Origin of the sequence: Pseudarthrobacter sp. NBSH8 (genome assembly GCF_014217545.1) — a bacterium.
Lineage (GTDB): Bacteria > Actinomycetota > Actinomycetes > Actinomycetales > Micrococcaceae > Arthrobacter.
Genome location: NZ_CP043178.1, coordinates 2,406,251 through 2,429,727 on the forward strand (window position 1 = coordinate 2,406,251; position 23,477 = coordinate 2,429,727).

Below are 23,477 nucleotides of genomic sequence, written 5' to 3' on the forward strand. Positions count from 1 at the left end.
ATTTTTCCGGGGACGTAGCTTAGTGGTAAAGCCTCAGTCTTCCAAACTGATGATGCGGGTTCGATTCCCGTCGTCCCCTCCGCATAGAGCAGGGCCCCTCAGTGAGGGCCCTGCTCTTTTGTGTGGGTGCCCTATGAGTCAGCTGACTATGTTGGCTATTGCTGGCAGCCGGGGCACCAGTACAGCTTGCGGCCCACCATTTCGGTGATGGCCACCGGCACGGCACAGACCCGGCAGGGCCGCCCCTCCCGCTTGTACACAAAGTGGGCGTCGCCGCCCGCGGGCGGGCCCGCCTCTGGCTCCCGGTGATCTGGTTCCCAATACACCGGCGGCGTGGTGATGATCCGCCCGTCGCGGACGCCGTCGGCCATTATTGCGGCCGTGTCGTCCCACAACAGACCGGCGGCGCTGGTGGAAAGGGCAGTGCCTGGCAGCCAGGGATCCAGGCGTTGCCGGAACAGCACTTCGGCCCTGTAGACATTCCCGACGCCGGCAATCACCTTCTGGTCCATTAGCAGCGCTGCGATGGGCGTCTTGCGGGACAAAATACCCGTCACAAATCGGGCCCTGTCCGCGGGACGGCCGTGCAGCGGATCCGGCCCCAGCCGTGCCAGGACGGCGCGCGCTTCGGCCTCGGTGATGGCCGCGCAGGTGGTGGCCCCGCGCAGGTCTGCCCAGCCATGGCGGCTGGCCAGCCGGACGCGCACGGCGCCGCGGGGCTCGGGCGGACCTGCGTACTCAACTGTCCCGGCGTCGTCGGAAATTTCGGGTTCGCCGAAAACCTCGCGCTCCCCGATCTTCCGCGGCGCGCCGATGCTGGAGGCCCCGCTGAACGTGGCGTCGCCGCCGAAGTCCCAGGCACCATAGAGTCCCAGGTGGACGTGCAGCACCACGGCGTGGTCAAAGTGCAGGAAGAGGTGCTTGCCGTGGGCGTGCGAAGCCGTGAGGACCTGGCCATCCAGCAGCGCTGCGCCGGCGGCGAACCTGCCCTGCGGGCTGCTGACGGACAGTGACTCCCCGGTAAAGACGTCCCCGAACTGTTGCGCCAGCCGGCGGACTGAATGCCCTTCGGGCACTACTCGATGACCTCGCCGGTGGTTTCGTAAGCCGCAATCTTGGCGATGCGGCGGACATGCCGTTCGTCGTTGCTGAACGGCTCAGCCAGGAAAGCCTCGATCAGTTCGGTTGCTTCTTCGACAGTGTGCTGGCGGCCGCCCACGGCCACCACGTTGGCGTCGTTGTGTTCACGCGCCAGGGTGGCGGTGGAGTGGTTCCAGGCGAGGGCCGCGCGAACCCCTTTGACCTTGTTGGCCGCAATCTGTTCGCCGTTCCCCGAGCCGCCCAGGACGATGCCGAGGGCGTGGATTCCTGCCTGCCCGTCAGCGACGACGGCGAGCGCTGCGTTGATGCAGAAGGACGGGTAATCGTCCAAGGCGTCATATTCCTTAGGGCCGTGGTCCACCACGTCGTAGCCCTTGGCCGTGAGGTGGCTGACCAGGTGGGCGCTGAGTTCCATGCCTGCGTGGTCGGTGGCGATGTGTACCCGCGGGAAGGCAGGGGAAGAAGTCACAGCAGTATCCGTTCGTTTCGGCGCCGGGAACCAGCAGCGCTGGTTCAGGCCAGGGTCAGATCATCAGGGACAAGGTTACTCGGACTCAGACTCCGGGGCACGCTCGACGGACGGACCCCCGTGCGCCCTGGCAGCCACCCGGGTAAGGACATCTGCCAGCCGGGCCGCGGATGCCGGGCTGCCGCCGCTGACCGCAAGGTTACGCCCGTCGGTTTGATGAACGACGACGGCGGGGCCGCTGCTGACCAGCATCGCGGCGGTGCCGCCGTGGTTGCGGTAGCCCCACCCGCCGTAGTCGGCGGCGCGGACGTCCGCGGCACTCGCGGTGGAAATCGCGGCTGCCGGCACATCCATGACCGGCAGCACGCCGGCCACCAGGACACGCAGGCCACGGCGGTCGGCCTTGACACGGGCACAGAGGAAAGCCGCCGCCACCACGGCGAGGCCAGCCACCAGGGCCCCGAGCCAAGGCAGCGCCACGGCGATCAGCGCGGCCGGGAACAGGCTTGCCACAGCGATCATCACAAACACGGAACTGCGGGCGTGCACCCACATCCGGAAGGTGTCTCCGGCGAGCTCCGGGTCAAGCTCGCGGGCGAGGGCCAGCTCCAGGGCCCGGTCGTCGTCAAGCGACCACTGCCGGTCAGCCTTGAACACGAAACCCATCATGACGCCCAGCGACAACGCCGCTCCGCTGCCCAATGCGAGGACCGTGAGATCCACCCGGGACTCCCGGGCGTCGGCGAGGCCGGCCTGTCCCACCAGCCCGGCCGCCAGGACACTGGTGATGAACATGCTCAGGAACAGTCCGGTCCCCATCATGATCCGACGCATAACAGCCGGCCGGGACAGCGGTGCCGCCTGGAACAGAACCAGCCAGCCTAAGGCGATGATGAGCACCGCGCCGCCGCCCGCATAGGCGCCGAACGGGGCAAAGGAGGCGCCGCCGTCGGCCGTCCAGCTGATCGCCACGGGGTCCGGAAGATCGGGCCGCAGCAAAAAGGCGCAGAACACAAAAGCCGCCGCCAAGACCACGGGAAAGCCCACTGCAAAGCGCAATGCCTTGGTATCCACCGAATCCCGGAACTTTCCCATGCATTAACGCTACCCCCGCCGGAGGCCGTGACAGAATGACTTCACTGTGCCGGTGCAGGCCACCGCCCGCCGGCAACCGCAACCCCTTCTGGAGGCCCCACTTGCCAGGTATGAACCTGACCCGCGCCGAAGCCCGCGAGCGTGCCGAACTCATCACCGTTGACTCCTACGATGTCATCCTGGACCTGACCAGGGGCGAGAAGGTCTTCGGGACCACCACCACGGTGAGGTTCACGGCAGTGCCGGGTTCCGCCACATTTATCGATGCCGTCACCCACGCCGTGCACAGCATTACGCTCAACGGGCGAGCCCTCGACCCTGCGGCACTGTCCGACGGCGTCCGGATCCAGCTCCCGGAACTGGATGGCTCCAACGAGCTCACGGTGGTGGCAGACGCGCCGTATATGAACACCGGCGAAGGCCTGCACCGCTTTGTCGATCCAGTGGACCAGGAGGCGTACCTGTACACGCAGTTCGAGGTTCCCGATTCGCGCCGCATGTTCGCGGTGTTTGAGCAGCCCGACCTCAAGGGGACCTTCAGGTTCACGGTCACGGCGCCCTCGCACTGGGATGTCATCTCCAATTCCCCCACCCCTGCCCCCGTGGAGGCCACGCCAGGGGCGGACGGCGGCGCCCGCTCGGTCTGGGCGTTCACCGCCACACCGCGGCTGTCTTCCTATGTCACCGCCCTGATCGCCGGCCCGTACCAGGCTGTCCGGTCCGAGGTCACCAGTTCCGACGGCCGCGTGATCCCGCTGGGTGTTTTTGCCCGGAAATCCCTGATGCAGTACCTCGACGCGGACAACATCTTTGACCTGACCCGCCAAGGCTTCGAATTCTTCGAGGCGCAATTCGGCTTCCCGTACCCGTTCGAGAAGTACGATCAGCTGTTCGTGCCGGAGTTCAACGCAGGCGCCATGGAGAATGCCGGCGCGGTGACCATCCTCGAAGGCTACGTTTTCCGGAGCAAGGTGACCGGGGCGCAGATCGAGCGCCGGGCCATCACCGTGCTGCACGAACTCGCGCACATGTGGTTCGGGGACCTGGTGACCATGCGCTGGTGGAACGACCTCTGGCTCAACGAATCCTTCGCCGAATACATGTCCCACCTCGCCGCCGTGGAAAACACGTCATTTACAAGCGCCTGGACCACGTTCGCCTCGGTGGAGAAGTCCTGGGCCTACCGCCAGGACCAGCTGCCCACGACGCACCCGATCTTCGCCGACATCAGCGACCTTCAGGACGTGGAGGTCAACTTCGATGGCATCACCTACGCCAAGGGCGCCTCAGTCCTGCGCCAGTTGGTGGCGTGGGTGGGGCCGGAGCAGTTCATGGCCGGGGTCCGGGAGTACTTCGCCAAGCACGCGTGGCAGAACACCGAGCTCAGCGACCTCATGGTGGAGCTGGAAAAGGCCAGCGGCCGCGACCTGGACCAGTGGGGCCGCCTCTGGCTGGAGACTGCCGGCGTCAATACGCTCAAGCCGGAGCTCGCTGTGGACGGCTCCGGGACCCTGACGTCCTTCACCATCGTGCAGTCAGCCGTCGATGACTGGCCCACCATCCGTCCGCACCGGCTTGCCGTCGGGTTCTACAACCTGAACAGCGCGGGCAAACTGGAGCGCGTGCACCGCGAGGAGCTCGACGTCGACGGCGAGCGCACCGAGGTGCCGGCGCTGGCGGGCCTGGCGCAACCTGACCTGATCCTGGTCAACGACGACGATCTCGCCTACGCGAAGGTCCGGCTGGACGAGAAGTCCCTCGCCACGGCAACGGCGCACCTGAAAGACTTCAGCGAGAGCCTGCCGCGCACCCTGGTGTGGAACGCGGCCTGGGACGCTGCCCGCGATGGCGAGTCCCCCGCGCGCCGGTACGTGGAGCTGATCCTGGCCAACGTGGCCGCGGAATCGGATTCCTCGGTGATCCTGGTCCAGCTGCGCCAGCTGGCCACCACGCTGAACTTCTATGTGGCCGAGGAACACCGCGAGGCCACCGCGGTCGCCGCCGTGGACACCCTGTGGGACCTTGCCAGCGCAGCACTTGGCGGGTCTGACGCCCAGCTGCAGTTTGTGAAGTCGATTGCCCTGCTGGCCCGCAGCTCAGGCCAGCTGGACACCGTGGCCGGGCTGCTGGACGGCACCGCGACCCTGGAGGGGCTGACCGTGGACCAGGACCTCCGCTGGGAGCTGCTGACGTCGCTGGTGGCCGGTGGCCGGCTGGGCCAGGCAGAGATCGCCGCCGAACTGGAACGCGACAACACCGCGAGTGGACAGAACGCCGCGGCCCTGGCCACGGCGGCCATCCCCACCGCCGAAGCCAAGGCCGCCGCCTGGGACTCGATAGTGGTCACGGGAGAACTCTCCAATGCGCTCCAGGGTTCAGCGGTTAATGGCTTTATGCGCGTGCTGGACCGTTCGCTGCTGGAACCGTACGCGGAAAAGTACTTCGAGGCTGTTCCCTCGATCGTGGCAAACCGCACACACGCACTCGCCCAGCAGATCGTCGTCGGGCTTTACCCTGCGCTGCTGACTACGCAGACAACGGTGGACCGGACGGATGCTTTCCTGGCAGGCTTTCAGGCCGACAGCGCCGCACTGCGGCGCATGATGCTGGAAAACCGCGACGGCGTGGCCCGGGCTCTGCGGGCACGCTCGGCCGACGTGCTGCCGGGCGAGCTGTAGGCCTGCCCCATGGGCCTGGGCGAGCACCACTATTCCCTGACGGTGCAGTGGACCGGCAACCTGGGAGTCGGCACGTCGTCGTACCGTGGCTACTCACGGGACCACGACGTCCGGATCCCCGGGCTGCCGGTCCTGCCCGGCTCGGCCGATCCTACGTTCCATGGCGACCGTGACCGCTACAACCCGGAGCAGCTGCTCCTTGCGGCGCTGGCACAGTGCCACATGCTGTCCTTCCTGCACGTGGCGGTGAAGCACGGTGTGGTGGTGACCCACTATCAGGACGACGCCACCGGTGTGATGCGCCTGAACCGCGACGGCAGCGGACAGTTTGAGTCCGTCACGCTGAACCCGCGGGTCACCGTAGTGGACGCGGCCCATGTGGATCTGGCCGAACAGCTGCACCGCGAAGCCAACGCGGTCTGTTTCATCGCCCGGAGCGTCAACTTCCCCGTCCATCATTCACCCATGACTGTGGTGGCCTGACAGGAGTTCACCGGCCGCGCCGAGTGAACGGGCCGCGTTGACCCACCGGACACCGTTTGGCGGTTCCGTCGCGGATTCGCCGGCCAGGCACGTAACTGCGTGACCTGCGGAAACGGCCTGCCGGGCGATTTCAGTCGAGCGAAAGGCGGTTCCACCCAGAATGAGGATGCGTCCGGGGCCGCGCTACGGCGCTAGGGTTGAAAGGGAATAGAGCCTATGCCGCGGGCGAACCCGTGCATCGGCCGACGTCATCCCCCGGCCATCGCCGGTGACCCCAGGAGTTTTGCCGTTATGTTCAGCACGATGTCGATTACACCCCCACCCCTCACCGCGCAGCCCAACGGCGTCAGCATCACGGGCATCGCGATCAGCCTTGGCGTCGGAATCGCCGTGTGGCTGGTGGCGACGTTCGTGATTTCGCGGATCAGCAAGCGCGTGGCCGCGGGCAGCAATTTCTTCAAAAAACCGCATTTCAAGTGGGTTGCCCCCGCACTGCGGGCACTGGACCATGAACGCCGGGTGCAGCGGGCGGAGACCATTGGTTCCCTGCTCAACAGCATCGTGGGCGTGCTGGTGGCCGTGATCACCATCATGTATGTGCTCCAGAACCTGGACATCAACATCACACCACTGTTGACCAGCGTCGGGATCCTGGGTATCGCCATCGGGTTTGGCGCACAACAGCTGATCCGTGACTTCCTCTCGGGGATCTTCATCACCATCGAAGACCAATTCGGGATCGGCGACGTCATCGAAACCAGCGAAGTGGTGGGAGTGGTCGAATCCATGGGGCTACGCATCACCCGGGTCCGCGCGGAGGACGGCGCCATCTGGTACCTCCGCAATGGCGAGATCCTTAGAGTCGGCAACCGTTCGCAGGGCAAATACGTGCCGGTGCCGGACCTGCCGGTCGCCGGGCAGGAGACTGCCCTGAGCGCGCCCGCCACCGAGGCGGAAAAAACAAAGCAACAGGCCGGAGCATAGAGACATGACCATACCCGCCGAGCCGCAGAAGCCCCGACAGCTCATGCAGAACGACCCCTTCAGCCAACCCGGCTACACGGAGAACTTCTACGATGCCGTGGGCGGACACACCACGTTCGTCAAGCTGGTCGATGTATTTTACGACGGCGTCGCCACGGACCCGCTGTTGCGCCCGATGTACCCGGAGGAGGACCTTGAGCCGGCCAAGCGGCGGTTCCTGATGTTCCTGGAGCAGTACTGGGGCGGCCCCACCACGTACGGCGAAGAACGCGGACACCCGCGCCTGAGGATGCGCCACATGCCGTTCCGGGTCACCCCCGAGGCCAAGGACCGCTGGCTGTTCCACATGCGGACGGCCGTGGACGCCCTGGAACTGCCGCCCTTGTACGAGGGAACGCTCTGGGACTACATGGACCGTGCCGCGTTGTCCATGGTGAACAGCCCCTCGGACGCCTGACGCCCACGGCCCTCCTGCGGGGCTGGAGCCTTAACGCGTACGACGACGGCTGGCGGGGTACTAAAGACCGCTGCCGGTCCGAGCCAGGACGTGGCCGCGCGGACCACTGAGGCGGAACCAGCGGCCCGCCCGGTACAGCTTCTGGTCCGCATCTGCGAGGAATCCCAAGGTGAGGGCCGCGAATGCGGCTCCTGCCGGGAGGCCGGAGTCATCAAGGGCCCGGCCCCACACAGCGGCGCGCGCGTTGTTGACGATCAGTGCCCCCGGCTGGGCGGGCATGATGCCCGCCACTTCGGTGATGCCGGCCTCAGCCGCGCGCCGGAGTTCGGCATCCGACAACACACCCACCAGCTCCCAGCCGGTGCGCGGAGCGCCGACCCCCGTCCACGATTCGGTGATCGTGGACGGCGGAATCGGCAGTTCGACGTCGTCCTCTCCTGCCCTGGCAAGCCGGTCCAGGACGGCTGAGAGCGGCACCGTCACGTCAATCGCTGAGGGTTCCGCTAGCGCCATGGTGCGCAGGCCCAGGATGGTGGGGGTGGATTCGCCCAGCAGGCGGGGCCGCAGAACGCACACGTAGGCTGCCAGAACGGAACCAGCAGCCTGAAGCCGGATGGCGCCGTCGTCCACGGCCTTGGCACGGGTGGTGAAGGTGCGCAGATCCGCGAGATCACGCGGGTCGGCGAACCGGAAGGACTTCGTTAGTAGGTCAGACACACTAAGAACACTACCGGCTGAAGCTTGGTTGAGCAGCGGCAGGGGCGGCGTCTAGAGTCAATTCATGACTGAAGCCGAAACCGGACTGCTGGCGCCACCCAGCGGCGACCCCACCGAAACGCTCATCCAACTCCTTGACCTTGGTGAGCTTGAAGGCGCCCGGACCGATGAGGACATCTTCCTTGGCCCATCGCAGCAGCAACCCCGGCAGCGCGTGTTCGGCGGCCAGGTGCTGGCCCAGTCGCTGGTCGCTTCCATGAGGACGGTGGACCCGGAACGGTTTGTCCATTCCATGCACGGCTATTTCCTCCGGCCCGGGGACGCCAACAAGCCCATCACGTTTGGTGTCCAGCGACTGCGTGACGGCCGGTCCTTTTCGGCCAGGCGTGTCCATGCCTATCAGGAAGGTGTGCCCATCCTATCGATGATCGCCTCCTTCCAGGATCTGGACGGAGGGCTCGACCACGAATCCAAGATGCCCGCCAACATCCCCGATCCTGAGTCGCTGCCGAGCACGGCCGATCTGCTGGGTAAGTTCGACCACCCGATCGCCCAGCACTGGGCCTATGAGCGGCCCTTTGATATCAGACACGTTGACCCGCCGCTGTACGTCTCGGCCAAGGGCAAGAAGGAGGCCAGGAACGCTGTCTGGATGAAGACGTTCGGGCCCATGCCCGATGATTCAAACCTGCACCGGGCTGCCCTGGCCTACGCCAGCGACTACACGCTGCTGGAATCCATCCTGCGCCGCCACGGGCTGAGCTGGATCACGCCCGGTATGAGTGTCGCCAGCCTGGACCATGCCATGTGGTGGCATCGCCCCGCCCGGGTGGACGAATGGCTGCTCTACGTCCAGGAATCGCCCAGCGCCCAGGGAGCCCGCGGCCTCGCCACGGGCAAGATCTTCAACCGGGCCGGGCAGCACGTTGCCTCGGTGGCACAGGAGGGCATGGTCCGGGTGCCCACGGACCTGAAGAACAAAGTAGTTGGCGCCCTACAATCCAAAGTCCTGGAGCACCAGATCCGCAAGGCCGGGCGAGGCTGAGGCCGGGGCTGGGCTGGCTGAGCGGGCTGACTGAGGAGGGCTGGCTGGCTTTCGGCAGGCCGACGTCTGGCGGGCAGCAGGAAGGCCGGCACCCTTGATGGGGTGCCGGCCTTCCTTTGAGATCAGTCGCGGGTGAGGCGGCGGTGCGTAACGCGGTGCGGCTTGGCCGCATCAGGTCCGAGCCGCTCTACCTTGTTCTCCTCGTAGGATTCGAAGTTTCCCTCGAACCAGTACCACTTGGCGGGGTTTTCCTCGTCACCTTCGTAGGCCAGGATGTGCGTGGCCACCCGGTCCAGGAACCAGCGGTCGTGCGATACCACTACGGCGCAGCCGGGGAACTCCAGCAGCGCGTTTTCAAGGCTGCTGAGGGTCTCGACGTCGAGGTCGTTAGTGGGTTCGTCAAGGAGCAGCAGGTTACCGCCCTGCTTGAGGGTCAGGGCCAGGTTGAGGCGGTTGCGCTCACCACCGGAGAGCACCCCGGCCTTCTTCTGCTGGTCCGGGCCTTTGAAGCCGAAAGCGGCAACGTAGGCGCGGGACGGCATTTCGACCTGACCCACCTGGATGTAATCCAGTCCGTCGGAAACAACTTCCCACAGGGTCTTATTCGGGTCGATGCCGCCGCGGCTCTGGTCCGCGTAGGAGATCTTGACCGAATCGCCGATCTTGAGCTCGCCGCCGTCGAGCGGCTCCAGGCCAATGATGGTTTTGAACAGCGTGGACTTGCCCACACCGTTGGGGCCGATGACGCCGACGATGCCGTTGCGCGGAAGCGTGAAGGACAGACCGTCGATCAGGGTGCGGTCGTCGAAGCCCTTCTGCAGGTTCCTGGCTTCCAGGACCAGCCCGCCCAGGCGCGGGCCCGGCGGAATCTGGATCTCTTCGAAGTCAAGCTTGCGGGTACGGTCAGCCTCGGCTGCCATTTCCTCGTAGCGGGCCAGACGGGCCTTGGACTTGGTCTGGCGGCCCTTGGCGTTGGAGCGAACCCATTCAAGTTCCTCGGTGAGGCGCTTAGCCTGCTTGGCGTCCTTCTTGCCCTGGACTTCCAGGCGGGCACGCTTCTTCTCCAGGTACGTGGAGTAGTTGCCTTCGTAGGGGTACAGGTGGCCGCGGTCAATCTCTGCGATCCATTCCGCGACGTGGTCGAGGAAATAGCGGTCGTGGGTGACGGCCAGGACTGCGCCGGCGTAGCTGGAGAGGTGCTGTTCCAGCCACAGCACGCTCTCAGCGTCCAGGTGGTTGGTGGGCTCGTCCAGGAGCAGGAGGTCGGGCTTCTGCAGCAGGAGCTTACAGAGGGCCACGCGGCGGCGCTCACCGCCGGAGAGCAGTGTCACGTCCGCGTCCGCGGGCGGGCAGCGGAGGGCGTCCATGGCCTGCTCAAGCTGGGAGTCGAGATCCCAAGCCTCCGCGGCGTCAATGGCCTCCTGCAACTGACCCATTTCTTCGAGCAGCACGTCGAAGTCAGCGTCGGGGCTGGCCATTTCCTCGGAGATCTCGTTGAAGCGCTGGATCTTGCCGTAGATCTCGCCAACACCTTCCTGGACGTTGCCCAGGACAGTCTTTTCCTCGTTCAGTGGCGGTTCCTGCAACAGGATCCCCACGGTGTAGCCGGGGCTGAGCCTGGCCTCACCGTTGGAGGGGATGTCCAGTCCGGCCATGATCTTCAGGATGGTGGACTTACCGGCACCGTTCGGGCCAACAACACCGATTTTGGCGCCCGGGAAGAACGACATGCTTACGTTGTCAAGAATGAGTTTTTCGCCAACTGCCTTGCGGGCGTTGGTCATTGTGTAGATAAATTCCGCCATGGATCCAAATCTAGTGGGTTGGCAGGCTTAACTCACATTCGAGGCGTCAGGCAGCCGTACCCACGAAGCACTTGCCGCTGGCCAGGACCGGCAGAACGATGACGGTGACGCTGCCGTCACGGACCTGACCCACCACGCATTTGGTGCCCTGTAGCACTGCGGCTTCAATGGCGTCCGCTTCCAGCCCGGTGGGCGTCCGGCTGGCCGACACTTCAAGGGACGCGAAAGCAATCCCGGCGCCGGTGAGGGCATCGGTCATTTGGGCTGTGGCTGGCTTTGGTGTCCCCGCCGCCAGCCTCTCCAGCGCATCCGTTACTGTCTGTTTCATGACCGCGATGGCCGGATCCTCCGCCGGGGACGTGGCGGCCTGCCGGGTTCCGGTGGTGGCCGGGTCCGAAGGGGTGGTGACTTCGCTGGGAGCAGCAATGCCCTGACCGGCCCCCGTTGGACCGGACCCTGCTGGGGAGCCGCCAGTGCAGGCTGCGAGCGCGAGAATCATCAGGAGGCTTCCGGCGAGCGCCACGGGCGCCCGTCCGGCACGTGGCGCACGCCGCAGGGAACGGGTGATCCGGCTGGTGATTGGGGTTGCCTGCCGGTTGTCCGTCGCGCGATTCATGCCGCCATTCTGTCACGCGGCCAAGCATGGGACGGAACCTTCGAGGCGCGGGCGGACTGCCGGAACCGGATCCGCCCGTGTCCCGTGCAGTATCCAACGCCAGCACTTTCAGACGACGGCTCCGGCGAGCTCGCCTGTTTCAGCGTCCACCGGAATGTGGTTGCCGTCTGCGTCCTCGTGGAAGACTCCCAAGGCCGCCGCGTCGTCGTCCGCGTGCTCCCCTTCCTCCGGGTCTCCTCCGTCGTCCTCAGGATCAGCGGGGCCGATGGCGCCGCCCTCCGCTGCGGTCTCCTGGCCTGCCGCGCCGTTGTCTGAGACGAGCTGCACTCCGGTGTCGCTGGTACGGATGTAGTTGGCCGAACCACGCTTGAGGTCGTGCCCCACGGAATCGGCATCTATTTCGGCCGAATGGTAGACCCGGCCGTCTTTCTCCCAGCTGCGCAGCTTGAGCCGGCCAACGACGATGACGCACTGTCCCTTTTTGATGCTGCAGGCCATGTTCCCGGCGAGCTGACGGTATCCTTGGACGTTGAACCAGTTGGTGTGGCTGTCCACCCAGGTACTGGTGGCGCGATCAAAACGCCGCGCGGTTGAACCGAGGCGGAACGAGGCTGTGCCCACCCCGCCCGGAGTTGTGGAGGTCTTGACATCCGTGGCAACGAAGCCCCGGAACGTTTGGTAGTCAGTCATCATGTTGTCCTGTCTCGAAAGGTGGTGCCTTACCGGCAGAACCAGCTTCGCGCGGACTGCACCGGGCCGCGAGGGACAACTTCGCGTATGTGCACAACCCTTCCCGAAACTTCCTTGTTGAGGACAAGTACCGGCAGCGCGCCGAGGTGAAGCGGCCGCACCGTGGGGCCATGTAAACTTTTGATGCGCCGGATCTCTGGTCATGGCGCCACGTGCCCCAGTAGCTCAGGGGATAGAGCAGCGGCCTTCTAATCCGCCGGTCGGGGGTTCGATTCCCTCCTGGGGCACAAAAGATGAGTTGGCATGTCCTGACGGATGCGCCGGTCAGCAAAAAACACCCCGGTCAGCAGACCGGGGTGTTTTTCATTATGTGGCTGGCGTCAAATTGCCGTTACTCAGGCGTAGGGCAGGACAAGTTCCGCGTAGCGCTCCTTGACCGTGGAAAGGACGATATTGCCATCCGTGTCCCAGATCTCCTGATTGAAGATTTCAACTTCGATGTCGCCGGTGTACCCGGCATCGCGGACCCAGGTGCCGATGGTGGCGAAGTCAATAACGCCGTCGCCCATGTATCCGCGCGACAGCAGCGGATCCGCGGCGATGGGCATGTTGAAGTCGCACACCTGGTAGGAGGCGATGCGTCCTTCCCCGCCGGCGCGTTCAATCTGGGCTTTCAGTTCCGGATCCCACCAGACGTGGAAGGTGTCGACGGCGACGCCAACATCCTTCGCGTCGAACGGGGCCGCGAGGTCCAAAGCCTGTCCCAGGGTGGAGATCAGGGCACGGTCAGCGGCGTACATCGGGTGCAGGGGTTCGAGCACCAGCCGGATCCCGTTTTCGGCGGCGAACGGAACAAGGTCGGCGAGGCGGTCGACGACCCGCTGGCGGGCAGCCACCAGGTCCTTCTCCCCCGGCGCCAGTCCGCCGACAACCAGGAAGAGTTCCCGGGTGTCCAGCGCCGCGGCTTCGAGGATCGCCGCGCGGTTGTCCGCCAGCGCGGCGGCCTGGCCTTTGGCGTCGGCCGCTGTCAGGAAACCGCCGCGGCAGAGCGAGGAGACGCGGAGGCCGGCGTCCTTGATCAGCTTGGCGGCCTTGTCCAGCCCTGCCTCTTCAACGCGGTCACGCCATGGGCCGATCGACGGGATGCCGGCGTTCACGCAGCCGTCGACGACCTGTGCTAGAGTCCACTTCTTGGTGGTGACGCTGTTGATCGCAAGGCGCGAAAAATCGCTCATACTCCCACTCCGTTGATGCGCAGGTAGTCGGACATCCGGAACGCGGCGAGCGCCGGATCCTTCAGCAACCCAGCTTTGTCGGCCAGTTCAAAGGTCTTGGCCAGGTGGCAGACGGAGCGGCCCGAGTGCAGGCCGCCCACCATCTGGAAGCCGGGCTGCTTGCCGTTAAGCCAGGACATAAAGGCGATCCCGGTCTTGTAGTAGAACGTCGGGGCGCTGAAGATGTGATTGCCGAGCTCCCGCGTGGAATCGAGGATGGCTCGCGCTTCCGCAGCCTTGCCGGCGTCGTAGTTCTGCAGCGCAACCGAAGCCGCCGGGTAGATCGCTGCAAAGATGCCCAGCAGCGCATCCGAGTGGTGGCTGCCGTCGCCGTCGATCAGTTCCGGGTAGTTGAAGTCGTCGCCGGTGTAGAGGCGGACGCCTTCCGGAAGGGCTGACCGCAGGGCAATCTCGTGCGAAGCGTCCAGCAGCGAGACCTTCACGCCATCCACCTTGTCCGCGTGCTCGCGGACAAGGGACAGGAACGTCTCGGTCGCGGCAGCGACGTCGGCCGAACCCCAGTATCCTGCCAGCGCGGGATCGAACATGGTCCCGAGCCAGTGCAGGATGACGGGCTGGTCCACTTCCTGCAGCAACGTGGAGTAAACGTGCAAGTAGTCATCCGGACCGGCAGCCACTCGGGCCAGCGCCCGGGAAGCCATCAGAATGATCTTGGGTCCGGCTTCACTGACGACGGCGATCTGCTCGCGGTATGCATCCAGGACGGCGGCAAGTCCGGCCTCGCCTGTGGGCAGGGTGGCGATATCCAGCTGGTCCGTTCCGGCGCCGCAGGAGACGAGGTCGCGGACAGTTTTGCCGGCGGTGGCGGCATTTCCGGCGGAGACCACCGAAGCCGCCTCCACACCCGTGCGTTTGATGAGCTGCTGGGTTGCGGCCCAGTCAAGTCCCATTCCGCGCTGGGCAGTGTCCATGGCGTCCGCAACGCCCAGGCCATAGGACCAGAGTTCATGCCGGTATGCCATGGTGGCGTCCCAGTCGAGGCTGGCAGGGGCGCCGGGGGTGTTGTCCGCCAGGACGTCGGGAATGACGTGGGCTGCGGCGTACGCGCGACGTGACGTGAGCGGCGCGGTGGGGCGGGCCCACGACACGCCGCCCTGCAGGCGGTACTCGCGGGTGCCGCCGTCGTGCGTGGGAAGGATCAGGGAAGTCATTGGAGCGTGATCTCCGGGATGTCGATGGTGCGGCGTTCGTCGTTGGACTGCAGGCCAAGCTCGGCGAGCTGGACGCCGCGGGCGGCGGACAGCAGGCCGAAGCGGTGCTCGCGGCCGGCCACAACATCGCGCAGGAACTCTTCCCACTGCAGCTTGAAGCCGTTGTCCAGCTCGGCGTTGGCAGGGACTTCCTGCCACTGGCTGCGGAAGGACTCGGTGACAGGCAGGTCCGGGTTCCAGACTGGCTTGGGGGTGTGGGCACGCTGCTGGGCAACGCACTTGTTGAGGCCGGCAACGGCCGAACCGTGCGTGCCGTCGATCTGGAATTCCACGAGTTCGTCGCGGTAGACGCGGACGGCCCAGGAGGAGTTGATCTGCCCGATGACCGGCTCACCGCCCGGAGTTTCGAGTTCAAAGATGCCGTAGGAAGCGTCGTCGGCGGTGGCCTTGTACTCCTTGCCTGCCTCGTCCCAGCGGGCCGGAATGTGGGTGGCGGTCTTGGCGCTGACGCTCTTGACCTTGCCGATGATGCCTTCGAGGACGTAGTTCCAGTGGCAGAACATGTCCGTGGTCATGCCGCCGCCGTCTTCCTTGCGGTAGTTCCAGGACGGCCGCTGGGCTGCCTGCACGTCGCCTTCGAAGACCCAGTAGCCGAATTCGCCGCGGATGGACAGGATGCGGCCGAAGAAGCCTTCGTCCACGAGGCGGCGGAGCTTGACCAGGCCCGGGAGATACAGCTTGTCGTGCACAACACCGGCAGTGACGCCGGCTTCCTTGCCGATGCGGGCCAGTTCGATGGCTTCTTCCAGGGATTCCGCCGTGGGCTTTTCGGTGAAGATGTGTTTGCCGGCCAGCATGGCCTTCTTCAGGGTGGCGGCACGCAGGCTCGTCATCGAGGCATCGAAGATGATATCCACCGAGGGATCGTTGATCACGGAATCCAGGTCCGTGGTCCACTCGGCCACCTTGTGCAGCTCGGCCAGCTCGCGGATCTTGGCTTCATTGCGGCCTACCAGGATCGGCTCCACCTGGACCTTGGTGCCGTCCTCCAGCGTGAATCCCCCGGCGTCGCGGATGGGGAGGATGGAACGCAGCAGGTGCTGGCGGTAACCCATCCGGCCCGTAATACCGTTCATGGCGATACGGATCGTCTTTGTTTCGAAGCCCATGTGTCCTCCACTGTGAGTGAGCAGTGTTACTCAAGATGTCTCGGGAAAGCGCATTCCCACTGCATCCATCATGCACCGGTCACCGCGTCTTGGCAAGCGCTTTCCCTGACTATCTCCAAACTGCCATACTGAAGTCGGCGCCTATAGCGCTGACAGTCCGTACGAACAGGAGAAGCTGTGGCTGCTAGTACCCTCACCGAGGTGGCCCGCTTGGCGGGCGTTTCGCCTGCCACGGCCTCCCGCGTGCTGAACGGCTCCGCCCGGATACCCGGCAAGGATATTGCCGACCGCGTGCGCCAGGCCGCCGAATCCCTCGGCTACATTCCCAATGCGCAGGCCCAGGGGCTGGCGAAGTCCAGCTCCGGACTGATCGGGCTGATCGTGCACGACATCGCCGATCCCTACTTTGCCGCCATAGCCCGCGGCGTCCAGGAAGCCGCGAGGGAACAGCACAAGATGGTGCTGCTGGCCACCACCGAAGGCGCACCGGAAAGCGAGAAGGAAGCCGTGGGTGCCTTCGCGGCCCGCCGCGCCGATTCCATCGTGATCGCAGGATCGCGGACTTCCCGCGTCGAGGACCGGGACGGCAACGCGGAACTGGCCGCGGAACTGGACCGTTACTGCCGCAATGGCGGCCATGTGGGCGTGATCGGCCACGGGATTGTGGGCGCCACGGCAGCAGACGGCTACCACGTGGTGAGTGTGCCCAATGAGGAGTTGGCCGCGCAGCTCGCCACCGAACTGGCGGCGTCGCGGGAAGACTTCGTCATCATCGGGGGCCCGGAAGGGCTGTTGACGTCCGACGACCGGATCCGAGGGTTCCAGCGTGGCCTTGCCGTCGCAGGCCTGCCAGCCGCGGACGTCATCCGCACGGACTTCAACCGTGCCGGCGGTTTCGATGCCGGCCTGGCCCTGGCTGCCCGGATCACAGCATCCCGGTCCGGGGGCAATGCACCAGGGCTCTGCATCTTTGCCGTCAACGATGTTATGGCTATCGGGACCGCCGCTGCGCTGCGTTCCCGGGGACTGCGGATCCCGCTGGACGCCGCCGTCGCCGGTTTCGACGATATTGAGACCCTGCGAGATTTCCGCCCTGCCCTCTCCACAGTGCACCTTCCCCTGGAGGAAATTGGCCGGCAGGCCGCCAGCAGCGCCGCGGGAATGGGCGACGGCGAGGCCGGATCTTCGCCGATAACCGGCCAGGTCACTCTGCGGCGCAGCACCGAAGTGGTCCAACCCAGCAGCGCAGAGTCAGTGGCCTGAGGATGCCCCCGGTCTCAATGACTGCCGTGCCTGCCCGCGGCAGCGCAGGTCCGCGTCCAGCGGTTCTGGTCCTTCCCGGTGGCGGGTATGCAGGACAGGCCGACCACGAGTCAGAGCCGGTTGCCGAGTGGCTCTCCGCGCTGGGGATCCATACCTACGTGCTGCGCTACAGGGTTGCCCCGCACCGCCATCCGGCGCCGCTGGAGGACGGCAAGGAGGCCCTTCTGGCGATCCGCGAAGGCGCCCTTGGACTGGCGGTGGACAGGACGCGGGTGGGCGTCCTGGGCTTCTCGGCCGGCGGCCACCTTGCGGCAACGCTGTCCACGGCGGTCTCCACCGGAAACGCCTCGCTGGACGTCGGGGCTGCCGTTCCGGACCTTTCGGTTCTGTGCTATCCGGTCGTATCCTTCACGGAAGCGGTCCATCAGGGGTCAGTGGACAACTTAGCGGGCGGGTCGCCGTCGGACGATCTGCTCCGGGCACTGTCTCCAGATCTCCAGGTCTCGGCCACCACCCCGCCGGCGTTTGTGTGGCACACCGCCGATGATGCGGCGGTACCCGTCCGCCACAGCCTCTCTTACGCCGGGGCGTTGATCCGCGCCGGCGTGCCGGCGGAACTCCACGTTTTTCCGCAGGGCCGCCATGGCCTCGGGCTGGCCCGGGAGCTGCCGGGACCGGATCAATGGACATCGCTGTGTGCGGCCTGGCTGGACAGGATGGGATGGACCGCTGCCGGCTGAACTGTCTGCCTAAGCCATCGGCAGTCACGGAAGCGTGAGGATCACCGGGCCATCAGCAGTGATGGCCACCGTGTGCTCGCTGTGTGCAGCCCGGCGGCCATTTGCTGACCGCAGCGTCCATTCGTCGTCGTCGTGGTAGTAGTCGTCCTTGCGGCCCAGGATCAGCATGGGCTCGATGGCGATGACCAGCCCCTCGGTGAGCTTGATCCCCCGCCCCGGCCTGCCGTCGTTGGGCACAGGCGGTTCGGCGTGCATGGTGCGGCCGATGCCATGGCCGCCGTGATCAGCCAGCAGACCGTAGCCCGCCCGCCGCGCGGCGCCGCCGATCGCGTAGGCAAGATCGCCCATTTTGTTGCCGATCCGGGCGGCCTCAATCCCGCGCGCCAGGGCGGCGTCCGTGGCATCGATGAGGGCCTGGTCCACGGGGTCGGGTGTTCCCACGATGAAGCTGATGGCCGCATCGCCGCACCAGCCCTGCAGGAATGCCCCGCAATCCACGCTGAGCAAATCACCGTCCCGGAGTGTGTACCCGCCGGGGATCCCGTGAACCACGGCGTCATTCACGCTGGTACAGATCACTCCGGGAAACGGGACTGAGGCCCAGCGCGGGTGGTAGTTCAGGAAGGCCGGCGTGGCTCCCGCCGTGGCTATGGTGTCTGCGGCCAGGGTATCGAGCTCGCGCAGGGTGACACCCACTCCGGCTGCCTCACGGACGGCCGCGAGAGTGTTTGCCACCACGCGTCCGGCGTCGCGCATCAGGGCAATCTGCTCGGGAGTCTTGATCATGGACATGCAGGGAACCTCCGACGTCGGGTGGCACGGCCCAAGGGAACGTGCATATGTCTGGTCCCACTCTAAAGCCGTCCCACAGCGGATGGACCGGCCGGCATGTCACTGGCGCCTCGCTACAGTTGCACCATGGACGGATCATCGCCGCATGAGGAAACGCTGGGCAAGGATCCTTCGGACATGGAGGCTCGGGCCACGGAGACTCCGAACCGCGCGTTGCTGGACACCGTACGTGCGGCGCTGCGGGAGCTGACCGACCCGGAGCGGGCCGCCGGAGCGCAGGCTTACACGGTCACTGCGCGTCAGGGTCCCGGAGGTCAGGCGCCTGGTGAAGGCCACTGCCGCCGCCCATCCCTTTACCTCGGCGGGCGAGCTGAGGGCAACGGTGCTGGAGCTGTGGCGCGGCTCCACGGTGCGCGAGGAGCGCTATGCGGCCATTGACCTGACCGGCCTGCGGTTGGTGGCTCGTGACCAGCTGATGCTCCCTGTCTACGAGGAGATCATCCGCACCGGTAAGTGGTGGGACTTCGTGGACGGGGTATCGGATCGTATCGGCGGGCTTCTTCAGGCACACCGGCCAATGATGACCGAATTGCTGCTGGCCTGGAGCACCGACCAGGACTTCTGGATCAGGCGGTCGGCCATCACCTCGCAGTTGTGGGTATGCAATTTCGTCATGATAAAGGGAACCCAATTGAGTCCGCTGTCCCGGCAGGAAGCAATGCGGCACCTGGAAGAGGGCACGACGCCGGGAGTCACCGGCTCCGGATAACGGTGCCTGCGGAGACTAAATGACGGGGCGTTCGGTCACCGGCTCGGCCGACTTCCGGAAAAGCCGTTTGGTGTCCGGATCCATGAAGATCAGGTACATGGCAAAGAGCAGGCCCGTTATCGCGGCCGCGAAGCGGGCCAGGACGAGGGCCAGTCCCAGATCCTCCGTCTGGAGGTAGGGAAATACCTCCAGCTGGTCGGAAATGGCGTAGATCATGAAGAACGACACGATGAAGTACAAGGCCTTGACCTGCCAGTCATTGCGGATGCCTGTCACCGCAAACAGCGGGATGAGCCACACCACGTACCAGGCCTGGATCATCGGGGCCAGCACCACAATGGCCGCAAAGCCCAAAGTGAGGCGGCGGATCAGGCGGTTATGCTCACCCTTGAAGATCTGGAAGGCGACGACGCCTACGGCAAGTAATTTGCCGGCGTCGAACACCCAGTCTGCGAGCGTCCACCCGTCGAGGCCGAAGGCATTCGAAACCGAAGCGACCATGAGCCCCACCAACCCCACCGGCGCGTACCAGATAAAGAGGCTGCCTGGGGCCGACAGCCCGTTGATCCAGCCGAAACCGAACCCATTGACCAGGCTCAGGCCATACAGAATGGCAAGGCTCAGCCCTCCTGTCAGTCCCCAGAACATGAATTTCCGCGGCCAGCCGGCGTTCTTGCCTGCCCAGATCAGGCCGATGAACGGCAGGAAAACGATGGTGATGGGCTTGACGGCGATGGAAAGGGTGACCAGGACTATACCCAGCACCACGCGCCTGGTGGCCGCGTAATACAGTCCGGCGAGGGCCAACCCGATCATGAGGGCATCGTTGTGGACGCTGGCGATGAAGTTGGTGAGGAACAGCGGGTTGGCGGCGGTGAGCCACACTGCGCGGTGTGGGTTGACGCCGTGAAGCTCGGCCAGCTTGGGCACATAGATAACGCAGAGGACCACGCCGAACAGCGCAACGAGCCTGAAAAGCATCACGCTGGCCTCGGGCTGGACGTTGGTGGACCAGACCACAAACTGCTCAATCCACAGAAACAGCTGGCCGTACGGCACGGGAGCTTCAGTCCACTGTTTGTCGGCGCCAAGCTGGAAATAGTTGGACAGCGCCGAGATGCCGTTTTCGTAGGGGTTGAATCCCTCCACCATCAGCCTGCCCTGACCAATGTAGGCATACACGTCGCGGCTGAAAAGCGGGACGGTGAACATCAACGGCAGGCCCCATGCTGCGATGGCCTGCAGCGTTGCCTTTCGCGCGGCCGGCCCCCACACGCGGATCCGTTGGCCGAGCCTTAACCAGGAGCGGACCAGGAGCATGCCGCCCACCGCGACCAGCACGATGGCCAGGGCAACACCGATGGCCTCCGTGCGCATCCAGATAAAGATCGGTACCCGGCGGAGTTCGGAAACGGGAGCCAGCCAGCCGACGCCGAGGGATCCGAGCACCATCAGGACCGAGCCGACAAGACCGGCAAGAATGGGGGACCTTGCGTTATCCACTTCTGCCTCTGCAGGCTCCAGGATCACGCTGGCGGCCATCTCCCCCGTTGCAGGCACAGGCGCCGTCATCTCAGGATCGTCCAATCTCTTTACACTCGGCGCTCCAACCCCGCGGGGCGGCAGTGGCAGCCCGGGTCGCGCAGGCACATCACAGCGGCAAAATCCTCGCCCCCATGTACCCGAAATCCTAGCATCGGACGGTTGCGCCGGAGCTAAACGGTAGGCTGGTCCGGTGCCTATATCTAACGAACGCATCGTCTGGATCGACTGCGAAATGACCGGCCTGGACATCAAGAACGACGCTTTGATCGAGGTGGCGGCGCTGGTGACGGACTCAGAGCTCAACATTCTCGGGGACGGTGTGGACGTGGTGATCAAGCCCGAGGACGCTGCCCTCGCCCAGATGAACGACTTCGTCAGGGATATGCACACCCGGTCCGGGCTGCTCAAGGAACTGCCGCACGGCAAGACCATGGCCGAGGCCGAAGCCGCCGTGATGGAGTACATCGAAAAGTGGGTGCCGGACCCGCGCAAGGCACCGCTGGGCGGCAACTCCGTGGGGACAGACCGCGTCTTCCTCTCCCGCGACATGCCGGCCGTTGTGGAGCACCTCCACTACCGCGTGATCGATGTGAGCACCATCAAGGAACTCTCCCGCCGCTGGTTCGCCCGGGCTTACTTCCAGTCCCCCGCCAAGAGGGGCGGGCACCGCGCCCTGGGGGACATCCAGGATTCCATCGACGAGCTCCGCTACTACCGCGAGTCGGTTTTTGTTCCGGCTCCCGGACCTGACAGCGCCACTGCCCGCAAAGTCGCCCAGCGCATCACTGCCACGCCTGGCACAGGTACCCCAGAAGAGTAATCTGCACCACATTTGGTGGAATTTTTCGCAAAAACCCTAAAAGTGGCACAAGCAGCCTTCGCCAGCAGGTAAGCTATTTGAGTTGCCTTTCCAGAGCACCGGATGTCCGGGAATCTGTGGGCACATGGTGGGCTTAGCTCAGTTGGCAGAGCGCCTGGTTGTGGTCCAGGAGGTCGCGGGTTCAACCCCCGTAGCTCACCCTCATAGGGCGGCAGTAAATGCTGTTCAGTTGGAGGCCGTACCGGATATCCGGTACGGCCTCCATTTTTTTGCATAAACGCCGGCGTCACGCCGCACGCACGAAGGGCCGCCTGAGATGACAGTTCTGCCAATCACCGTCTGGGGAGAACCGGTGCTGCACCGCCGCGCCGCTGAGGTGGAGGTGTTCGACGACGGGCTGCGCACCCTGATCGCGGACATGCTTGAAACCAACGATGCTGCCAACGGCGTCGGCCTGGCCGCGCCGCAGGTTGGAGTTGGCAAGAGAATTTTCGTTTACAAGTACGCCAATGACGACGGCGCCCCGCCCATCGGAGTCCTGGTTAACCCGGTGCTGACCCTGTCCAAGATCTCTGGCGCACTGCCGGACCCCGAAGAAGAGGAAGAGGGCTGCCTCTCCTTCCCCGGCGGCGCCTACCCGCTCAAGCGTGCAGAGTGGGCGAGGGTGGAAGGCTTTGACGGCTACGGGCAGCCCGTTGAGTTCGAAGCGACGGGATGGTTCGCCCGGGTGATCCAGCACGAGTACGACCACCTGGACGGAAAGCTTTACGTCAACCGGCTGATGGACCGCTATGCACGGAAGGCCATGAAACTGGCCAGGAAGAGCGGCTGGGGCGTGCCCGGGCTGACCTGGATGCCCGGCGTGGATCCGGACCCGTTCGGCCACTGAGCCGACGCATTAACGGGCGCTGATGGTTGGCTGGTCCGGGCAGGAGTCCAGGACGCGCTTCATCGCGTCCTTCTCCGGCTGCGTGACCCACAGTTCATAGGACGCCTTCACCGAGATCTGGCGGGCAACATAGTGGCAGCGGAAGTTCTTGTTCTTCGGCAGCCAGGTAGCAGCGTCGCTTGCGCTCTTCTGCTGGTTGGCGGGACCGTCCGCGGCGATGAGGTTCAGCGGATCGTTGGCCAGGCTCTGGCGCTGCTGCGAATTCAGCCCCTGTGCGCCTTTCTGCCACGCGTCTCCGAGCGCCACAACGTGGTCGATCTGGATTTCCTTGCTGCTTTCCGCACCGCGCCGGAACTCCACGGCTTTCCCCGTGTACGGCTCCTGGATGGCACCCGACGCTACCCTGCATTTGGACCCCTCCGTGAAGCCCACGGCGGTCAGGTCCCTGCGAAGGATGTCGTTGCGGGTGTCGCAGCCGTTCCGGTCCACGTCCAGCCAGGCCTGCCCGAAGGCCTCCCGCTGGTAGTTGTCCTTGGGAGCCCTGCCCTTGACGGGCAGCCCCTCAAGGGCGTCCAGGGCACTCCCCTGCGGCACAGTGTGGACCGGCACCACGGGCTTCATCCAGGTCCCGTCGAAAACGGGCGCCTCACTGGGCCCTGCGATGGCTGGTTCCGCCGCTGCGAACTGGCCCGCAGTGAAAAACCATCCCGCGGAGCCGGCTGCAGCCAGGGTCAGCACGGCCAGCAGGACCCAGGCCTGCCTCGAGCGGCGGCGGGCGCTGCGGTAGGCACGCCAGCTGACGGTCATGGGTAATCAGCTCTTCCGGAAATGTAACGCACCAAAAGAGCCTAGGTCACCCCACCGACACCCAAGCGGTTATCCACAACGGGGAGGACAAGTGGAC

23 protein-coding genes, 3 tRNA genes and 1 pseudogene are annotated in these 23,477 nt (G+C 65.3%); 13 read left to right on the forward strand and 14 right to left on the reverse strand.

The window, feature by feature from the left end; genetic code table 11:
* Positions 1 to 8 precede the first annotated feature (8 nt).
* A tRNA-Gly gene (locus FYJ92_RS11010) sits at positions 9 to 79 on the forward strand.
* Positions 80 to 155: 76 nt separating this feature from the next.
* Here FYJ92_RS11010 and FYJ92_RS11015 read toward each other — a convergent pair.
* The 3 genes from FYJ92_RS11015 to FYJ92_RS11025 form a co-directional block, all read right to left on the reverse strand.
* On the reverse strand, positions 156 to 1,076 hold the full coding sequence (locus tag FYJ92_RS11015; protein ID WP_185260777.1) for an Fpg/Nei family DNA glycosylase: 921 nt from the start codon (positions 1,074 to 1,076) through the stop codon (positions 156 to 158).
* Positions 1,076 to 1,570, reverse strand: a complete 495-nt coding sequence (locus FYJ92_RS11020; protein ID WP_185260778.1) for a ribose-5-phosphate isomerase — start codon at positions 1,568 to 1,570, stop codon at positions 1,076 to 1,078. The genes FYJ92_RS11015 and FYJ92_RS11020 overlap by 1 nt, the downstream gene beginning before the upstream one ends.
* A gap of 75 nt (positions 1,571 to 1,645) precedes the next feature.
* The gene (locus FYJ92_RS11025; RefSeq protein WP_185260779.1) at positions 1,646 to 2,665 is read right to left on the reverse strand and encodes a hypothetical protein; all 1,020 of its coding nucleotides are present in this window, start codon (positions 2,663 to 2,665) and stop codon (positions 1,646 to 1,648) included.
* Positions 2,666 to 2,775: 110 nt separating this feature from the next.
* On the opposite strand from FYJ92_RS11025, the gene pepN reads away from it, so the two are divergent.
* Positions 2,776 to 5,343 (forward strand): aminopeptidase N, encoded by a 2,568-nt coding sequence (gene pepN, locus FYJ92_RS11030; RefSeq protein ID WP_185260780.1) that lies wholly within the window; start codon positions 2,776 to 2,778, stop codon positions 5,341 to 5,343.
* A gap of 9 nt (positions 5,344 to 5,352) precedes the next feature.
* The gene (locus tag FYJ92_RS11035; RefSeq protein WP_185260781.1) at positions 5,353 to 5,826 is read left to right on the forward strand and encodes an OsmC family protein; all 474 of its coding nucleotides are present in this window, start codon (positions 5,353 to 5,355) and stop codon (positions 5,824 to 5,826) included.
* 12 nt (positions 5,827 to 5,838) lie between these two features.
* On the opposite strand, the pseudogene FYJ92_RS19060 reads toward FYJ92_RS11035, so the two are convergent.
* A pseudogene (locus FYJ92_RS19060) lies at positions 5,839 to 5,994 on the reverse strand (epimerase); the annotation flags it as partial.
* A gap of 123 nt (positions 5,995 to 6,117) precedes the next feature.
* Between FYJ92_RS19060 and FYJ92_RS11040 the strand changes: the two are divergent.
* Positions 6,118 to 6,810, forward strand: a complete 693-nt coding sequence (locus FYJ92_RS11040; RefSeq protein ID WP_185260782.1) for a mechanosensitive ion channel family protein — start codon at positions 6,118 to 6,120, stop codon at positions 6,808 to 6,810.
* A gap of 4 nt (positions 6,811 to 6,814) precedes the next feature.
* Positions 6,815 to 7,267: a globin gene (locus FYJ92_RS11045; RefSeq protein WP_304632550.1), complete on the forward strand. Its 453-nt coding sequence runs from the start codon at positions 6,815 to 6,817 to the stop codon at positions 7,265 to 7,267.
* Positions 7,268 to 7,327: 60 nt separating this feature from the next.
* Here the strand turns inward: FYJ92_RS11045 and FYJ92_RS11050 are convergent, their stop codons facing one another.
* The gene (locus tag FYJ92_RS11050) at positions 7,328 to 7,984 is read right to left on the reverse strand and encodes a hypothetical protein (RefSeq protein WP_185260783.1); all 657 of its coding nucleotides are present in this window, start codon (positions 7,982 to 7,984) and stop codon (positions 7,328 to 7,330) included.
* 64 nt (positions 7,985 to 8,048) lie between these two features.
* Between FYJ92_RS11050 and FYJ92_RS11055 the strand changes: the two genes are divergently transcribed.
* Positions 8,049 to 9,029, forward strand: coding sequence for an acyl-CoA thioesterase II (locus FYJ92_RS11055; RefSeq protein WP_185260784.1), 981 nt, complete (start codon positions 8,049 to 8,051; stop codon positions 9,027 to 9,029).
* Positions 9,030 to 9,151: 122 nt separating this feature from the next.
* On the opposite strand, the gene ettA is transcribed toward FYJ92_RS11055, so the two are convergent.
* The 3 genes from ettA to FYJ92_RS11070 form a co-directional block, all read right to left on the reverse strand.
* Positions 9,152 to 10,834, reverse strand: coding sequence for an energy-dependent translational throttle protein EttA (ettA, locus tag FYJ92_RS11060; protein ID WP_185260785.1), 1,683 nt, complete (start codon positions 10,832 to 10,834; stop codon positions 9,152 to 9,154).
* Positions 10,835 to 10,880: 46 nt separating this feature from the next.
* Positions 10,881 to 11,450 (reverse strand): hypothetical protein, encoded by a 570-nt coding sequence (locus FYJ92_RS19065; RefSeq protein ID WP_255482032.1) that lies wholly within the window; start codon positions 11,448 to 11,450, stop codon positions 10,881 to 10,883.
* Between the two features lie 108 nt (positions 11,451 to 11,558).
* Positions 11,559 to 12,140: a single-stranded DNA-binding protein gene (locus tag FYJ92_RS11070; protein WP_185260786.1), complete on the reverse strand. Its 582-nt coding sequence runs from the start codon at positions 12,138 to 12,140 to the stop codon at positions 11,559 to 11,561.
* 214 nt (positions 12,141 to 12,354) lie between these two features.
* On the opposite strand from FYJ92_RS11070, the gene FYJ92_RS11075 reads away from it, so the two are divergent.
* A tRNA-Arg gene (locus FYJ92_RS11075) sits at positions 12,355 to 12,427 on the forward strand.
* Between the two features lie 108 nt (positions 12,428 to 12,535).
* Here the strand turns inward: FYJ92_RS11075 and FYJ92_RS11080 are convergent.
* Genes FYJ92_RS11080 through FYJ92_RS11090 form a run of 3 tightly spaced genes read right to left on the reverse strand, consistent with a single transcriptional unit; the run spans position 12,536 to position 15,755 of the window.
* Entirely contained in the window at positions 12,536 to 13,375 is an 840-nt protein-coding gene (locus tag FYJ92_RS11080; RefSeq protein ID WP_185260787.1) for a sugar phosphate isomerase/epimerase, read from the reverse strand.
* Positions 13,372 to 14,586: a dihydrodipicolinate synthase family protein gene (locus tag FYJ92_RS11085; protein ID WP_185260788.1), complete on the reverse strand. Its 1,215-nt coding sequence runs from the start codon at positions 14,584 to 14,586 to the stop codon at positions 13,372 to 13,374. The genes FYJ92_RS11080 and FYJ92_RS11085 overlap by 4 nt, the downstream gene beginning before the upstream one ends.
* Entirely contained in the window at positions 14,583 to 15,755 is a 1,173-nt protein-coding gene (locus FYJ92_RS11090) for a Gfo/Idh/MocA family protein (RefSeq protein ID WP_185260789.1), read from the reverse strand. The genes FYJ92_RS11085 and FYJ92_RS11090 overlap by 4 nt, the downstream gene beginning before the upstream one ends.
* Positions 15,756 to 15,932: 177 nt before the next feature.
* Between FYJ92_RS11090 and FYJ92_RS11095 the strand changes: the two genes are divergently transcribed.
* Both FYJ92_RS11095 and FYJ92_RS11100 read left to right on the forward strand, forming a co-directional pair.
* Positions 15,933 to 17,018 (forward strand): LacI family DNA-binding transcriptional regulator, encoded by a 1,086-nt coding sequence (locus FYJ92_RS11095; protein ID WP_185260790.1) that lies wholly within the window; start codon positions 15,933 to 15,935, stop codon positions 17,016 to 17,018.
* A gap of 17 nt (positions 17,019 to 17,035) precedes the next feature.
* On the forward strand, positions 17,036 to 17,758 hold the full coding sequence (locus FYJ92_RS11100) for an alpha/beta hydrolase (RefSeq protein WP_370525936.1): 723 nt from the start codon (positions 17,036 to 17,038) through the stop codon (positions 17,756 to 17,758).
* Positions 17,759 to 17,782: 24 nt separating this feature from the next.
* Here the strand turns inward: FYJ92_RS11100 and map are convergent, their stop codons facing one another.
* Positions 17,783 to 18,550, reverse strand: coding sequence for a type I methionyl aminopeptidase (gene map, locus FYJ92_RS11105; RefSeq protein WP_185260792.1), 768 nt, complete (start codon positions 18,548 to 18,550; stop codon positions 17,783 to 17,785).
* A gap of 325 nt (positions 18,551 to 18,875) precedes the next feature.
* Between map and FYJ92_RS11110 the strand changes: the two genes are divergently transcribed.
* The gene (locus FYJ92_RS11110) at positions 18,876 to 19,319 is read left to right on the forward strand and encodes a DNA alkylation repair protein (protein ID WP_370525937.1); all 444 of its coding nucleotides are present in this window, start codon (positions 18,876 to 18,878) and stop codon (positions 19,317 to 19,319) included.
* 15 nt (positions 19,320 to 19,334) lie between these two features.
* On the opposite strand, the gene mptB is transcribed toward FYJ92_RS11110, so the two are convergent.
* Entirely contained in the window at positions 19,335 to 20,891 is a 1,557-nt protein-coding gene (mptB, locus tag FYJ92_RS11115; protein WP_185260793.1) for a polyprenol phosphomannose-dependent alpha 1,6 mannosyltransferase MptB, read from the reverse strand.
* Between the two features lie 205 nt (positions 20,892 to 21,096).
* Here mptB and orn point away from each other — a divergent pair, with 205 nt between their 5' ends.
* From orn to def, 3 genes are all read left to right on the forward strand, one after another.
* Positions 21,097 to 21,684, forward strand: coding sequence for an oligoribonuclease (gene orn, locus FYJ92_RS11120; RefSeq protein ID WP_227008171.1), 588 nt, complete (start codon positions 21,097 to 21,099; stop codon positions 21,682 to 21,684).
* Between the two features lie 127 nt (positions 21,685 to 21,811).
* A tRNA-His gene (locus FYJ92_RS11125) sits at positions 21,812 to 21,884 on the forward strand.
* 116 nt (positions 21,885 to 22,000) lie between these two features.
* Positions 22,001 to 22,573: a peptide deformylase gene (def, locus tag FYJ92_RS11130; protein ID WP_185260795.1), complete on the forward strand. Its 573-nt coding sequence runs from the start codon at positions 22,001 to 22,003 to the stop codon at positions 22,571 to 22,573.
* A 9-nt stretch (positions 22,574 to 22,582) separates the two neighbouring features.
* On the opposite strand, the gene FYJ92_RS11135 is transcribed toward def, so the two are convergent.
* A complete protein-coding gene (locus FYJ92_RS11135) occupies positions 22,583 to 23,380 on the reverse strand; it encodes an HNH endonuclease family protein (protein ID WP_185260796.1) in 798 nt (265 codons plus the stop codon).
* Between the last annotated feature and the right edge of the window lie 97 nt (positions 23,381 to 23,477).